The sequence below is a fragment of the Adhaeribacter arboris genome (assembly GCF_003023845.1).
GTDB lineage: Bacteria > Bacteroidota > Bacteroidia > Cytophagales > Hymenobacteraceae > Adhaeribacter > Adhaeribacter arboris.
Map to the genome: position 1 here is coordinate 235,572 of NZ_PYFT01000001.1, position 15,847 is coordinate 251,418.

At 41.7% G+C, this 15,847-nt stretch carries 12 protein-coding genes and 1 pseudogene; 9 read left to right on the forward strand and 4 right to left on the reverse strand.

The window, feature by feature from the left end; genetic code table 11:
• Positions 1-47: 47 nt before the first annotated feature.
• The 5 genes from AHMF7605_RS01000 to queG all read left to right on the forward strand — a co-directional run bounded on the left by AHMF7605_RS01000 (position 48) and on the right by queG (position 7,222).
• Complete coding sequence (locus AHMF7605_RS01000; RefSeq protein ID WP_106925585.1) at positions 48-2,459, forward strand: TonB-dependent receptor; 2,412 nt, start codon at positions 48-50, stop codon at positions 2,457-2,459.
• 456 nt (positions 2,460-2,915) lie between these two features.
• Positions 2,916-4,073, forward strand: a complete 1,158-nt coding sequence (locus AHMF7605_RS01005) for an acyl-CoA dehydrogenase family protein (protein WP_106925587.1) — start codon at positions 2,916-2,918, stop codon at positions 4,071-4,073.
• Positions 4,074-4,296: 223 nt separating this feature from the next.
• Entirely contained in the window at positions 4,297-4,683 is a 387-nt protein-coding gene (locus tag AHMF7605_RS01010) for a RidA family protein (RefSeq protein WP_199200175.1), read from the forward strand.
• A gap of 224 nt (positions 4,684-4,907) precedes the next feature.
• Positions 4,908-5,948 carry a Holliday junction branch migration DNA helicase RuvB gene (gene ruvB, locus AHMF7605_RS01015; protein ID WP_106925591.1) on the forward strand — a complete coding sequence of 347 codons (1,041 nt, stop codon included), beginning with the start codon at positions 4,908-4,910 and terminating at the stop codon, positions 5,946-5,948.
• 338 nt (positions 5,949-6,286) lie between these two features.
• The gene (gene queG / locus AHMF7605_RS01020) at positions 6,287-7,222 is read left to right on the forward strand and encodes a tRNA epoxyqueuosine(34) reductase QueG (protein WP_106925593.1); all 936 of its coding nucleotides are present in this window, start codon (positions 6,287-6,289) and stop codon (positions 7,220-7,222) included.
• A gap of 4 nt (positions 7,223-7,226) precedes the next feature.
• Here the strand turns inward: queG and AHMF7605_RS01025 are convergent, their stop codons facing one another.
• From AHMF7605_RS01025 to AHMF7605_RS01035, 3 genes are all read right to left on the reverse strand, one after another.
• Positions 7,227-7,415, reverse strand: a complete 189-nt coding sequence (locus AHMF7605_RS01025; protein WP_106925595.1) for a hypothetical protein — start codon at positions 7,413-7,415, stop codon at positions 7,227-7,229.
• 277 nt (positions 7,416-7,692) lie between these two features.
• Positions 7,693-8,526 carry a ferritin-like domain-containing protein gene (locus tag AHMF7605_RS01030; RefSeq protein WP_106925597.1) on the reverse strand — a complete coding sequence of 278 codons (834 nt, stop codon included), beginning with the start codon at positions 8,524-8,526 and terminating at the stop codon, positions 7,693-7,695.
• 20 nt (positions 8,527-8,546) lie between these two features.
• Complete coding sequence (locus AHMF7605_RS01035) at positions 8,547-9,314, reverse strand: ferritin-like domain-containing protein (protein WP_106925599.1); 768 nt, start codon at positions 9,312-9,314, stop codon at positions 8,547-8,549.
• A gap of 323 nt (positions 9,315-9,637) precedes the next feature.
• Between AHMF7605_RS01035 and AHMF7605_RS01040 the strand changes: the two genes are divergently transcribed.
• From AHMF7605_RS01040 to AHMF7605_RS01050, 3 genes are all read left to right on the forward strand, one after another.
• Positions 9,638-11,050, forward strand: coding sequence for a BatD family protein (locus tag AHMF7605_RS01040; RefSeq protein WP_106925601.1), 1,413 nt, complete (start codon positions 9,638-9,640; stop codon positions 11,048-11,050).
• Positions 11,051-12,130, forward strand: coding sequence for a chorismate synthase (gene aroC, locus AHMF7605_RS01045; protein WP_106925603.1), 1,080 nt, complete (start codon positions 11,051-11,053; stop codon positions 12,128-12,130).
• 201 nt (positions 12,131-12,331) lie between these two features.
• Complete coding sequence (locus AHMF7605_RS01050) at positions 12,332-13,492, forward strand: hypothetical protein (protein ID WP_146153482.1); 1,161 nt, start codon at positions 12,332-12,334, stop codon at positions 13,490-13,492.
• A 115-nt stretch (positions 13,493-13,607) separates the two neighbouring features.
• Here the strand turns inward: AHMF7605_RS01050 and AHMF7605_RS01055 are convergent.
• Positions 13,608-15,058 (reverse strand): annotated as a pseudogene (locus tag AHMF7605_RS01055) (sodium:proton antiporter).
• A gap of 154 nt (positions 15,059-15,212) precedes the next feature.
• Between AHMF7605_RS01055 and AHMF7605_RS01060 the strand changes: the two are divergent.
• Positions 15,213-15,830 carry a NifU family protein gene (locus AHMF7605_RS01060; RefSeq protein ID WP_106925607.1) on the forward strand — a complete coding sequence of 206 codons (618 nt, stop codon included), beginning with the start codon at positions 15,213-15,215 and terminating at the stop codon, positions 15,828-15,830.
• Positions 15,831-15,847: the final 17 nt, after the last annotated feature.

Genomic DNA, 15,847 nt, shown 5'->3' on the forward strand with positions numbered 1-15,847 from the left:
TCAGGCATTCCTGCTATTGTCTAGTTTATTTAAATTCTTTCAGCAGGATGAAACACGTACTTTTACTTTGGGCTTGCCTTTTTGGGCCATTTATTACCTTAGCCCAGTTTGCGGTGAGCGGCCGGGTTACGGATGTACTTTCGCAAAAACCGTTGATAGGTGCCACCGTGCAAGTAAATCAAACCGGTACCACTACCAACGAACAAGGTTATTACCAATTACCAGGCATTTTGGCTGGTGCACAAAAATTGATTGTATCTTACTTGGGATATGAAACAAATGCAATTGCTTTCAATCTGCAGCAGGACCTTACGCAGAATGTTGCTTTAAACCCTACTAGTCTGCGGGCGAACGAAGTAGTAATAACGGCTACCCGTGCCAACGATAAAACCGGTACTACTTTTACCAACGTCGACAAACAACAAATTGCGGCCCGTAACTTTGGGCAGGATTTGCCTTATCTGTTGGAACAAACGCCTTCGGTAGTGGTTAATTCCGACGCCGGAGCGGGGGTAGGTTACACGGGTATCCGTATCCGGGGCTCCGATATTACCCGCATTAACGTAACGGTAAACGGTATCCCTATCAACGATGCCGAATCGCACGGCGCCTTTTTCGTGAACATGCCCGATTTAGCTTCTTCGGTGCAGGATATTCAGGTGCAGCGAGGGGTGGGCACCTCTACCAACGGGGCCGGCGCTTTCGGGGCAAGTTTAAATATGCGTACTATAGGAGTAAATCCCGAAGCGTACGCCGAAGCCAATAATACTTTTGGCTCGTTTAATACCTGGAGGCATACTTTAGCTTTTGGTACCGGATTGCTCCGGAATAAGTTTTCTTTAGACGCCCGCTTATCTAAAATTTCTTCTGATGGTTATATTGACCGGGCTTTCTCCAAGCTTAAATCGTATTATGTGGCGGCCGGCTATACAGGTAAAACCGGTATGCTGAAGTTTGTCACTTTTTCGGGGCAGGAGCAAACCTACCAGGCCTGGAATGGAGTACCCGCAGACTCACTTAAAACTAACCGGAGGTATAATTCTTTAACCTACGACAATGAGACCGATAATTATCAGCAAGATCATTACCAACTGCATTACTCGAAAACTTTTGGTCCTTTGTTTGATTTTGGGGGTGCTTTTCATTTAACCCGGGGCAAAGGCTATTACGAACAATATAAAAACGACCAAAGTTTAAGCAACTATAACCTGCCGCCCATAATAATTGGCGATACTACCATTTCCCGTACCGACTTAATTCGGCGTAAATGGCTCGATAATTATTTTTACGGGGCCACTTATGCTTTAAATTACCATGCGCCTCAAGGCTTATTTAGCGCCACCTTGGGTGGCTCCTGGAACCGGTACGATGGCGATCATTACGGCGAAATAATCTGGGCGCGTTATGCTTCTAACAGCGAAATACGGCAGCGGTATTACCAGGGCGAATCATTAAAAACCGACTTTACCGTTTATGGTAAAGTAAACTACCAGGCTATGGACCAATTAAGCTTATTTGGCGATGTTCAATACCGCACCATTCACTATGAATTAGCGGGTACCGACGATAATAAACGCGATGTAACGCAACAAGCAGATTTTAATTTCTTAAACCCGAAAGCCGGTATAACTTACGCCTTTACGCCGAACCAAACGGTATATGCTTCTTACGCCGTAGGCAACCGGGAGCCGGTCCGGAGTGATTTTGTAGACCGGAAAGGTGCCGAAAAACCTAAGGCCGAAACTATGTATAACCTGGAGGTAGGCTACCGTTTACGGAATAGCCAAACTAATTCCAGCGGTCAGCAACTGCGCTATAGCTTGGATGCGAATTATTATTACATGGATTATTACAACCAATTAGTTTTAACCGGCCAGTTAAACGACGTGGGCTCCCCGCTGCGGACCAACATAAAACAAAGTTACCGCACCGGAGTAGAATTAGCCGGTTTGCTTAACTGGAATAATTTAATTGAATTTAGCAGCACGATTACCCTGAGCCGGAATAAAATTAAAAATTACTTCGAAACGGTTTACGTGTACGATGCGGATTATAACGTGGAGAACACGGTGGTAAATGATTATTCTGAAACTGATATTTCTTTCTCCCCGGATTTTATTTCCTCGCATAAACTGGAATTACAACCCATCAAAGGTCTAAGGGCAGCCTTGTTGTACAAAACGGTAAGTAAACAATATTTAGATAATACTTCCAACGATTTGCGCCGGTTAAATGGCTACCAGGTAGCGGATGTGCGTTTGCGTTACACGATCCAGCCCAAATTTTTAAAAGAATTAGAATTGGCTCTGCTGATCAATAACATTTTAAATAAAAAGTACGAAGCCAACGGCTATACTTTCAGCGAACAGTATTCCAACGATCCTACCCGGTACGATTACAACTATTACTATCCGCAGGCAACGCGTAATTTCTTGTTAACCATAGGAGTTAAATTTTAGATCGCAGATTTTCAAGGGTTAATGGAATTACACAGATTATTCTCTTGTATCAAAATTAATGAAGATTCTACCAAGAACAGAAAATACTACTTCTTGTGATTAGGTAATTTTTCGAGTAACAGATAAATAAGGTTAAGCTTCCGGAGAAGCTTTTTTATTTATAATAAGGTTAAGACAAGAATCCAGTGTATAAACCATTAATTATTATATGAGATTAGAATGTAGATTCTGCCAAGAAGTAGTAACTTATCACACAACAATTCTGGAAAAGGCAGGTTATAACATAACGGATTAAAGAATCGGCTTTGCCCACTGTACATTATTGCTTATTCATGAAGTGCTGCATTAGCTATATTTAAAAATATAGGAATTGGTGACACGCTTTGAATCCGTTTAATTTGCAATTCAAAAATCCGCGCAATTCTATTAATCCGCCTAAATCCGCGATTCAATTTTATGACTGATTACTTTCAAATTTCCGACCTTTTAACCGACGAACACAGGCTGATTCAGCAAACTATGCGCGACTTTGTGCGGCGCGAGATTTCGCCGTACATTGAAAAGTGGGCCCAAGACGCGCATTTTCCGCCCGAAATTGTACGTAAGTTCGGCGAAGTAGGCGCTTTTGGCCCAACTATACCCACGGAGTACGGAGGGGGCGGCCTGGATTATATTTCCTATGGTATCATCATGCAGGAAATTGAGCGGGGCGATTCGGGGATGCGGTCTACGGCTTCGGTGCAAGGGTCTTTAGTCATGTTTCCGATTTATCAGTACGGTTCCGAAGAGCAGCGCCGCAAGTATTTACCTAAACTGGCAACCGGCGAATGGCTGGGTTGTTTCGGCTTAACTGAGCCGGATTACGGTTCAAACCCCGGCGGCATGCTCACTACCTTAAAAGATAAAGGGGATCATTTTGTCCTGAATGGTTCTAAGTTGTGGATTTCTAATTCACCAGCTTGTCAGGTAGCCGTAGTTTGGGCAAAAAACGAAGAAGGCCGGATTAAAGGTGTTTTGGTAGAACGGGGCATGGAAGGTTTCTCTACGCCCGAAATTCATAATAAATGGAGTTTGCGGGCCAGTACTACCGGCGAACTTGTTTTTGAAAACGTAAAAATTCCGAAAGAAAATATTTTACCGAATATTGAAGGTTTAAAAGGCCCGTTAAGTTGCCTCGACTCGGCCCGTTACGGTATTTCCTGGGGCGCTATCGGAGCCGCTATTGATTGTTATGAATCGGCCCTTAATTATGCCAAGCAGCGCATTCAATTCGATAAACCCATTGCTTCGTTCCAGCTAATCCAAAAGAAATTAGCCGAAATGCTCACCGAAATTACCAAAGCGCAGTTAATGGCTTGGCGGCTCGGCATTTTAAAAAACGAAGGAAAAGCCACGACGCAGCAAATATCCATGGCAAAACGCAACAGCGTGGATATGGCTTTACAGGTAGCCCGTGATGCCCGGCAAATTCACGGCGGCATGGGCATTACCGGCGAATACCCGATTATGCGCCACATGATGAACCTGGAATCGGTAATTACTTACGAAGGTACCCACGACATCCATTTATTAATTACCGGCGCCGATATTACGGGTATTCCGGCGTTCAAATAATAGATCATTAATTATCACTCATACATTATTTTAGAATTAAACGCTACGCAACCAATTATGTAGTCCTTCACTTTAGATTTTAGAATAAATCTTATAGATGAAATAAATAGAAAAAGTATTTTGTCTCATTTCTAATTTTTAATTCAAACAAGCAGTCGCTTCTATGAGGTTATAACTTATTTCTGAATCTACAACCCACAACTTTAAACACATACCTTAAATTATGAATCGACAAAATATTTCTTCGGGAGCCGTTTGGGAAGAGGTGATTGGTTACTCGCGGGCAGTACGCATAGGCAATGTTATAGAAGTAGCGGGTACCACCGCAGTAGACGGCGATACCGTTATTGGTTTGGGCGATGCCTTTGAGCAAACCAAATTTATTCTTAGTAAAATTGAAAAAGCCTTGCAGGAAGCCGGAGCCAATATGGCCGATGTGGTTCGAACCCGGATGTTTGTAACGGATATTTCTAACTGGGAAGAAATTGGCCGGGCGCACGGAGAATATTTTAGCACTATTAAACCAGTTACCTCGATGCTAGAAGTAAAAGCTTTGATTCAGCCTGAATTGTTAATAGAAATTGAAGTCACAGCTATTCTTTCTACCTAAATCATTGGTAAGCCATCTGTTAACTTCCCCAATTAGCAAAGCTGTTTATTTGAGGAATTTTCTTTCTGTAAGTTTTTATAATTTGCTAAAATTATTGGAAATCAAGGTTGTTTTTATAAAAAAATTAGTTTAACAAGCTAAATTTCTGTTCCATAAGGAGCGATTTACCGGTTTAAAGTGTTATCTTTAAAATACAAAAGCGGAACTCTCGACTATAATTAAATATGCGTGAAGATTATTTAACCGGCGGTGATGATAGTATGTCGCAGGCCGAAAAAGAAATTGACAAAGCCCTCCGGCCCTTAAGTTTTCGCGACTTTACGGGTCAGGAAAAAATTGTCGAAAATTTAAAAATATTTGTGCAGGCGGCCCGGCGGCGGGGCGAAGCTCTGGACCATGTTCTCTTACATGGGCCTCCTGGTTTAGGTAAAACTACCTTATCGCACATTATTGCTTCCGAACTGGATGCCAATATTAAAATGACTTCCGGGCCGGTACTGGATAAACCCAGCGATTTGGCAGGTTTATTAACCAACCTCGACCGGAACGACGTTTTGTTTATCGACGAAATTCACCGCTTGAACCCTATTGTGGAAGAGTATTTATACTCGGCCATGGAAGATTATAAAATTGATATTATGCTCGATTCGGGACCAAATGCCCGTACCGTGCAAATTAGTTTAAATCCGTTTACTTTAATTGGTGCTACCACGCGCTCAGGCTTGCTAACCTCTCCGCTACGGGCTCGTTTTGGCATTAATTCCCGGTTAGAGTATTACGATTCGGCTTTATTAACCAGCATTGTAAAACGGTCGGCCGATATTTTAGGGTCGCCTATTCACCAAGATGCCGCATTTGAGATTGCCCGCCGGAGCCGCGGAACGCCGCGGATTGCCAATAACTTGTTACGCCGAACCCGGGACTTTGCCCAGATTAAAGGCGATGGTACCATCACGGTAGATATTGCGCAGTTTGCTCTAAACGCGTTGGATGTGGATCATAATGGTTTAGATGAAATGGACAACCGGATTTTAAATACTATTATTGATAAGTTTAAAGGTGGTCCGGTGGGTTTATCTACCATTGCTACTGCCTGCGGCGAAGAATCCGAAACCATTGAGGAAGTATACGAGCCGTTTTTAATTCAGGAAGGCTACATTAAACGTACTGCCCGTGGCCGCGAAGCAACGGAATTGGCTTACATTCATTTAGGTAAAATTCCGCCCCGGCAAGTAGGTACTTTATTTGACTCGCCTTTATCTTGAGTTTTGAATTTGTTTATTTTTTTAAAGAAAGCAGGCTTTGTGCCTGCTTTTTAAGTTTTAAAGCTGTTATTTCAGCCGGATTTCCATATTACAATTAAGTTATAATTAAAACTATAAGTGTATTATTCAAGAAACTTGATTAATCAAAGCCTAACCTAGAATATCCAATAACATGAATCATCTGCCTTAAGGTTAAGATATGAAAACCTACTGCTTTGTTTTAATTTATATAGCAGCTTAAAAAAGAAAATCAGTATAAAGGCCAGCCAAGTAAAAACACCTTCTAATAAGGACTTATTTTCGTTTAATTTTGTTACTGTGCCAAACCAAGGACTATTTTGTTACCAACCCAACAGTATACGCAGTTAATAAAGCAGAAAGCCTTAGAGCTGGGGTTTATGTATTGCGGCATATCCAAAGCAGAGTTTCTGGAAGAAGAAGCGCCCCGCCTGGAAAATTGGTTGAACCGCCAGATGCACGGGCAAATGCATTACATGGAAAATCATTTCGATAAACGCCTGGATCCCCGTTTGTTGGTAGAAGGTGCCAAATCCGTGGTTTCTTTGCTGCTGAACTATTATCCGGAAGAACAACAACCCAACGACACTTTCCAGATTTCAAAATACGCTTACGGGCAAGATTACCACTTTGTCATTAAAGATAAGTTAAAAGACTTGCTGGCTTATATCCGGGAAAACATAGGCGAAGTAGGCGGGCGCGCATTCGTAGACTCGGCACCGGTGCTGGATAAAGCTTGGGCGAAAAAAAGTGGCTTAGGTTGGATAGGGAAAAACAGCAATTTAATTACACCCCAGGTAGGTAGCTTTTACTTTATTGCCGAATTAATTTTGGATGTTGAATTGGAGTACGACGGCCCGATTAAAGATTATTGCGGTACCTGCACCAAATGCCTGGACGCTTGCCCTACCAACGCCATTATTGAACCTTACGTGGTGGATGGCAGCAAATGTATTTCGTATTTTACAATTGAATTAAAAGACCAGATTCCTGACTCAGTAGATGGTAAATTGGGTAATTGGGTATTTGGCTGTGATATTTGTCAGGACGTTTGCCCCTGGAACCGGTTTGCGCGACCGCACCAAGAACCTGCCTTTAATCCGAATCCGGGTTTACTAAATATGTCAGAAAAAGATTGGCAGGAAATTACCGAAGATGTATTTCGAGAAGTGTTCCGTAAGTCGGCCGTTAAACGAACGGGTTATAACGGCCTTTTACGCAATATTAAATTTGTAACTCATAAAAAAGACGACTAATTTACTAGGAAGCTTTCGCAAAAACCCGGTTAACAATGCTATGGTATATTCCGGAAAACCGCACATAGCACCATTGCCGTAGCTGTTCTAGTTCTTCTTGAGCGAGCATTTTCAGAGCTTTCCGAAGCTCCTTCTCAAATAATCGGACATCAAAACTTACTTTAACAAGAATAGTTTTAACATACTCTAACATTTCGCTTTTTGATTAAAATCTGAATTTTTTATTTAATAATTTTTCAAAATAAGTAGCTATTTAGAAGCTAAATAATATACGTATTTTAATCAGGTATGTTAAAGTAATTTTAACGAATTATCATATTTATACTAAGCATCTTTATAGTTAAAGAGTTAAAGCTTGTTTTGTTGCAAATTATCTAATAAAAGAGTTTTGAGGCGATATAAAATAATTAGCCACAAAAAAGGACGGGTATCCCGTCCTTTTTTTGTGGAAACATATAGGAAAACTTGTTTTATTTTTTCAAGAACGGAGTAACGATAGCCGTTACTTGTTCGGTGGTTAAAGGCTCATCAAAAGCTTCGGAAGCCGCCGCTTCGCTAATGGTTATGCCGCCAAAAGTACCGGTAATTTTTACAGTAGCCTGAGTAGTTAATTCTTCCCCATCATAAACTGGTTGAATTATAGAAGGTAGACCGCCTAAGTCCTTACCGGTAATCCAGGGTTTTTGATTAGCGGGCATAGCCGCCATATCGCGCCGCATGCGCCGAATATGAGCGGCATGCCGGGCTTCTATCGAGTGAATTTGTAAAGCCGCCTGTAATACATCGTTATTGCTGATTAAGAAAGCCGCCTGGCCTTTATAAGCTCTCACTCCGGTATCTTCAAAAGCTTGCGCTACGGCCAGCATAGTGGCATAATCAGTGAAAGTTTTACCTCCCAATAGTCCACCGGCGTCATAATCAAAAGTGTCAGCCGTGTAGGTAGGGGCATCGGCTCCTAAAGCAGTTTTTAAGAAAGCCACGTGCGCTACTTCGTGGTTCCGGATAGTTTCAAAGGCTCCTTTACCAGCAGGGGTTAGGAAAATATCCTTCGCGGCCGCTTGTTTGTAAAATTCGGCCTCTAAGTTTTCTAATAGGTAAGCAAATTTAAGGACATCGGTAACGGAACGGTTGGTTTGTCCATAAGCTTTGTTCAGCATAGAGCTGAAAGCGAGCGGTACAGCAGCAACCGCTAGTTTTTTGCCAAATCCGGCAAAGTGTTTAAAAATTGCTCGGCGCGAATCTAAACGTTCGTAGATTTCCGGATCAACTTTTTCAATTTGGGTAAGCAGATTAGGTATATTCATGATTTATTTTCTCCTAAAAATTAAGATGTTGGTAACTTACTAAAGTCGATGGTTTCTTTTACAAAGGATTTGGCCGCTCCTAAAACAGTGGCCGGATCGGCTACTAAATCAAAACCCTTATCATTATTTCCGGTATCGGCGAAAGTGCCATTTGAAATCAAATCCCGGATTTCGGCCGCGTGACGGGCCTCGACCGATACAATTTTTCCGGCTAATACCAGAAAATCAGGAGTTGTGAGAAGCTTGCCCGCTCCGTTATAAGCCGATACTCCTAAATCTTCGAATGTTTTAGCGGCATTTAAAACAGCAGTACGATCACCAAAATTAATGGAAGAAAAATTGGGAGTTAAGCCCGGAATAATTGCAGCGGGGGCAGCCGCAGTTAAAGCCGCTTTAAAAAATTCGCGGTGCGCTATTTCGTGATCCCGTATATCCGTTAAAGTTTGTCTTTCCTTAGCATCCGGAAAAGTAGCATTAAACGTAGTGCTGGCTACTACCTGGGTATAAAAAGCGGCTTCGAGTTGTTCCAGGGCATAAGCATAGTTTAATACACCTACATCGCCGGACCCCAGACTAACCGTAGTTGGACCAGGTGTTGGAGGGGTAGGTGGGGTATCTACTACGCCGTTAAATTTACCATCGTCATCGTCGTTACAACCAGAAAGTAACAGGGTAGTTAAGGCCGCTCCTGCACCGGCAAATTTAAAAAAACTCTTCCGGTTAATGGGTTTGTTCACCGATTCAATTAACCCGTTACCGCTTTCCTTCGGTTTCAATAGTTTTGTCATAATAGTCGTTTATTAGAATGTGTAAAAGGGAATTATGAAAACTAAGACGCCTACCAGGTGTTAAACATACTCCCTGCATTAGCTTCCTAGTTACCCGACCTACGTAGTGCTTGCGGAATTTGGATTTACTGCTTTATAAAATATAACAGATATTTTATTTGAAGCCGGATATTTATGGAGAATGGGCCTACTACGTTCTATTTAAAGTCGTTTAATTTTTCGTGATATTCGTCTTAAATGACATAATTTAAAATTGAAAGAATAAAACTAACTTTCGATCGTTTTCCGGCGGATTAAGGTCTGATAGTTTCAATCTATTTTTTGTGCTTAAAAGAATTGGTTTATTTCTTTGTTTGATCGGGTGCTTGCTGCCTGCTTATGGCCAGCAAATCAGCATCGAATTTGGCCCGGCTACTATTCCGATTGAGACGTATTTTACCATTTCCATTCGCCTGAAAGGAACTACTTTAAAACAAGCATCGCCTTTTCCGGAAATAGAAGGTTTTCAAAAGAGTAATCGCTTCTCCAAAAAAACTACCTTAAAATCGGGCAATAACCTGCTGGAGGAAATACATACGCAAAATTACGCGGCGTTAAACGAAGGTACTTTTGTGGTAAAACCGTTTACTATGATTATAAACGGCTTAGCCGTAAAAAGCCCGGGTACTACCGTACAGGTAGGACCAATAATTGAAGATAAGGAAGATATAACCGCTTCCCCCGAAGCTCCACCCGAGGCAAAAGCACTACCGAATAAAACGCCCCAATCTTTTCTAAATTTAGAAACAGGTAAAAAACAAGTTTATATGGGCGAAGGCTTGCACGTAGCTTTGTACTTTTATTTACTGACTTCCGAAAACGGCCAACTGGAATTTTATGATTTCCTGCAGCAATTACCTGCCTTATTTAAGCAAATAAAGCAACCCAACGTTTGGGAAGAGGTTTTTGAACAAACCGAAATTTTACCTGATACCGTACAAGTTAGCAAAGTGCCTTACCTTCGGTATAAATTGTACGAAGCTGTATATTATCCCCTTAATTCCCAGAGTTTAGTTTTCCCGGCTTTGTCTTTAAAAATGGTAAAGTATACTCGGGCGAAAGACGCTACTTTTGCCACTGAAAAGCGGCTTTCGGAAATAAAGGAGTATACTACTGAACCAGAAACAATTATGGTGAAACCTTTACCTCCGCATCCATTACGGGAGTCGGTGCCCGTAGGGCATTACCGCCTCGACGAAACCTTAGATCGCACCCAAGTTACCCTGAACCGAGCCGTAAATTATTCTTTTGCCATAATCGGAGCAGGAAATATTTCCGGATTGTCTGCTCCCACTTTGCCCACTTTATCCTCTTTGGAGATTTATCCGCCGCAGGTAAAGGAAAATTTGCTTAGGCAACAACAGCGTGTTTCTGGTTCCAAACGGTTTCAGTACTCCATTGTGCCCAAAGCGCCCGGTACTTTTCCGCTAAATCGCTTATGGCAATTTATTTATTTCGATCCGGTACGGGAACGTTACGATACGCTTACTTCCCGGTTAATTTTAAAAGTTAGCGGTAGGGTAGATAAAGATGCCGCTATCGGAACCGGAGTTACCGGCGACTTTTACAAACTCATTCAAACGGAAGATAATACGCTCGTCAGTCTGCATAAATTCGAAGAACTTAAATTGTATACCAACCTGATTGTATTACTTTTGCTGACCATATCGGTGTACTTATATTTGAGAAAAAGATAAATGAGTAATTCGTACGGCAAAATTTTCCGGATAACTACTTTTGGCGAATCGCACGGGCAATCTGTTGGCGTAGTGGTAGATGGCTGTCCGGCTGGTCTGGAAATTACCCAAGCAGAAATTCAACTGGAACTGGACCGGCGGCGTCCCGGCCAATCTAATATTACAACCCAGCGCAAAGAAGAAGACGAAATTATTATTTTGTCCGGCTTATACGAAAATAAAACCACGGGCACGCCCATTGCCTTAATGGTGAACAATAAAAACCAGGCGGGTAAAGATTACTCCCACCTCGAACATGCCTTTCGGCCTTCGCACGCCGACTATACTTATACCGCTAAGTACGGTTTGCGCGACCATCGGGGAGGTGGCCGCTCCTCCGCCCGGGAAACGTTGGCCCGGGTGGCAGCGGGCGCTATCGCGAATAAATATTTAAAGCAACAAAGTATTCAGATTGCCTCTTATGTTTCTTCGGTCGGACCTATATCTTTAACGGAATCGTACGAACAATTAGACCTAACGCAAATCGACAGTAATAAAATCCGGTGTCCGCAACCCCAAGTCGCCGATGAAATGATTGAACTGGTAGAAGAAACCCGCAAAAACCGCGATACGGTAGGAGGGGTGATTACCTGCGTCATAAAAGGAGTACCAGTGGGTTTAGGTGAGCCGGCCTTCGATAAATTGCACGCGGAACTTGGCAAAGCTATGCTCAGTATTAATGCCGTAAAAGGATTTGAATACGGCAGCGGTTTTGATGGAACCAAGCTGTACGGCTCGGAGCATAACGATGTATTTTACACCGATGCGGACGGGCGGGTTCAAACGCGAACCAATCACTCCGGAGGAATTCAGGGGGGGATTTCCAACGGGCAAGATATTTATTTCCGGGTGGCTTTTAAGCCAGTAGCTACTATTCTGCAACCGCAAACCAGTATAAACGATCAGGGCGAAACCATTACTCTCGAAGGCAAAGGTCGCCATGATCCTTGTGTTTTGCCCCGGGCCGTTCCTATTGTTGATGCCATGACTGCCTTGGTGCTGATTGATTTTTTGTTACGCCAACGAACCGTTCGGGTATAAACAGCTTTTTTACATTTACACTTATTGAGATAAACTAATTTGAGAAAAGAAAGCCGCTTTATAAAAGAGCGGCTTTCTTGTTTTCTGGTATAGCTGCCTTTAAGTTGGCATACTTTTTAATTCTGTTATCTTATATTTTACCTTGTAGTCGTGCCTAGGTAAAGATATTAGCCCTATTTTCTACATAAATAAGTTTTAAAGATGAACAGATACAGATTTATACTTACTCCCCGGTATTGTACTGTAAAAGGTTTTTTGCTCTATAGTATCCTGCTTATTATGGGTGCTTGCTCCAGTGGCAAGCAATCTTTCGAAAAGGGCGATTACGACCGAGCCGTTTATCAGGCGGTAAATAGGCTGCAGAAAGACCCAAACAATAAAAAAGCTTTAACTACTCTTCAACAAGCGTATCGTTATGCCCGCGAAGATCACCAGAGCCGGATAAAAAATGCTATTAATTCCAGCGAAGTTTTTCATTGGGAAACCGTTGTTCAGGAATACGAGAGCATGAATAGTTTAATTGAATCGGTTAGTAGGTGCCCAACTTGCCGGCAGATTATTAGTACGGAAGACAAATACCAGGAGCAAGTAGAAAAAGCCAAGGAAAAAGCGGCGGAAGTGCGTTATACTCTGGGGGTAAAACTACTAAGCGAGAATAACCGGCAAAGCGCCAAAGAAGCTTACCAGCATTTTGAGCGGGCTGACCAGTTTATTCCGGATTACAAAGATGTCCGGCAAAAATTAAACACGGCGTACCAGGCCGCAATTTTAAAAGTAGTAGTAGAGCCGGTTGAGATTGAAAAAGGCATTTATAAGTTGAGTAATGAATATTTTCAAAATAAAATTTTTGAATACCTGCAGCATTACGAGGAGAAAAGTTTTATAAAGTTCTACACGCCGCAGGAAGCCCGCTCTAAAACTCTCGTTCCGGATCATGTATTATCTCTTTCTTTCGATGATTTTGTGGTAGGTCAAACGTATTTAAAAGAAAAAGAACAGGAAGTAAGCCGGGATAGTGTGAAGACTGGTACGGTGGAGGGCAAAGAGGTGTATGGCACAGTAAAAGCCAAATACATTACCTTCGAAAAAACTATTTCGTCCAGTGGTTTGCTGGATTTACGGGTAATGGATTGGAAATCAAAAAACACTCTTACTCAAGAAAAAATGCCCGGTACTTTTGTTTGGCGCGACGAGTGGGCCACTTATAAAGGCGATGAACGAGCGCTGGACAAAGAACAAAAAAAGAAAGTTAAACGACGAGAAAGTCCGAATCCGGCTCCGCAATTTCTTTTTGTTGAATTTACCAAGCCTATTTACAATCAGCTTACCAGAAAAATCGAAAGCTTTTACCGGAAATATTAATAGTCCTAGTTTATGGGTAATCTCATAATAGCAAACCGTGTTTTGTAAATAGTTTATCTTAAAGAGTTAACCCTAATTTAGAACTAATTTATTCCGGACTTTTAAGCCAATTCTATTAATAAATTACTAGTAACCAGATCAGAAAAAGAATGGGTAATAGAAACGGAAGCGAGAAAGAAGTAATGTATTTAAAAAAAGACGGCATTTTTATACCGGCTTCTTCCGCAATAGCTTTCACCATAAAGTTTGGGCCATTCCCGATGTACGAAAATGCCCCGAAAAGTACGGAGCCTACGGCAATGGCTTCCAGTAAATGATACGTTTCCGGGGCATTAGGCAGGCCATAAGCAAAAGCATGCACCTGAGAAACGCTGCTGTAGCTTAGTTTGTATTTGGCCATAGCCAAAGATAAAAAGTTGGCGTAAGTTGGGGCATTGTCCAGAAAACCGGAAAGTGTGCCGGCACTCCAGTAAACCGTATTAGGCGTTAATAACTTCGCAAACTGGGGCAAAGCCGCCACATAAGCCGCCAATTGCAAAGCCGGCATCATGGTAAAAAATATTCCGAAAAAAGAAAGATAACTTCTAAAATAGGAGAAAAAGTAAAGTGATTGCCATTTAGCGCGGTTTTACTCGCATAACGGTAGCAAAAAAAAGCTGCTGTAAGCTGTATTATTTCCCGGATAAAGGATAATTTAAATTCGTGAAAGGGAATATGCGGCAAACCTGAAATAACGTTAGGGTCAAGAAAAATGGCTCCTATAATTATAATTAGCCAAACCAGATTTCGCTTACCGGTAAAAAAGAACTCCGTTACCTCGTCAATTTTCTTTATTACCTCTTCTTTAGGTTTATAATCCTGGCGTCGATCTCGGGTATCTAAATAAAAGAATATAGCCGATAATCCCAAAACTCCCAAGAGCCACGGAAATAACAAATGCTGTAAAGTCCAGAAAAAAGGTACCCCTTTCAGAAAACCAATAAATAAGGGAGGATCACCTAATGGCGTTAATAAACCACCCGCGTTACTAACAATAAAAATAAAAAAAATAACGTGAAATGTCCGGATATGATTAATGTTTAACCGAATATAAGGTCGAATGAGCAACAAAGAGGCGCCGGTGGTGCCTATAAAGTTGGCTAATACGGCGCCGGTAATTAATATCAGTACATTTATAAACGGGGTCGCCCGGGCACTTACATTCAGGTAAATACCACCAGCGGCAATGTAAAGTGAGCTTAATAAGATAGCGAAGGAAGCGTAATCGGCCAGAGTTTCGGCTGGTAAGTGGGTATCATGAAGGAAAAACAAATAATACGATAGAACCAGCAAACCCAGTGCTACAGCAATAATTCGATAGTATCGGTGCCAAAAATGTTCAAAAAAGATGGGCCCGCAAGCAATTAAACCCAATAAAATTAAAAAAGGAAGAATAGTGAAAGGTTGTACCGGCGGAAAAATAGCAGCCAATAAAAGTAGGTAATCAGGCATATTATTAGATTCTAAATGCCGGCAGGTAGCCGTTACGTATAATTTACCCTGGCGAAGATAAAAGCTTTTAAACATTAGGCCAATACTCTTGGTTTTTATTTACCGGCAATTCTTAGTAGTTTAAAGCGTAATATCCTATAACCAATTTGCGGATCATACCTAAAACTAATTACTTTTGAAACTTTAATATTTATTACTAAGTTTTTACCTTATTAAGGAAGCAACAACCATGATAGAAAATAAAGAAAAATCCGTATCGGTGTATGCAGAAGCCAACCCGAATCCGGAGTCCATGAAATTTGTGTTGAGTACCATTTTACTGCCCGAAGGGGTAAGCGTGGATTACCCCAACGTAGAAGCCGCCGCTAATTCGCCGTTTGCCCAGGAATTATTTAATTTTGATTATGTATCGCGGGTTTTTATTGCCAGTAACTTTGTTACCGTTACTAAAAATACCAACGACCAGTGGGTACAATTAATTCCGGAATTGCGTTTGTTTATTAAATCGTACGTAGAAGCCGGCGGGCCAATCTTTTTGGAAGATCCAGTGGCGGAACAAACCCAAGCAGTTACCGATATTACTGGTGAATTGAGTGGGGATGATGCCGTTATTTCGCATAAAGTTATTGACTTATTAGAAAACTACGTCCGTCCGGCGGTAGAACAGGACGGCGGTAATATTACTTTTAAATCGTACAAAGACGGGGTAGTAACGGTTAACTTACAAGGTTCCTGCAGCGGCTGTCCATCGGCAACTATTACCTTAAAAGCCGGTATCGAGAACTTATTAAAACGCATGGTTCCGGAAGTAACGGAAGTAGTAGCCGAAGGCGTTACGGATTATTAAATGTAAGTTACAAGTTA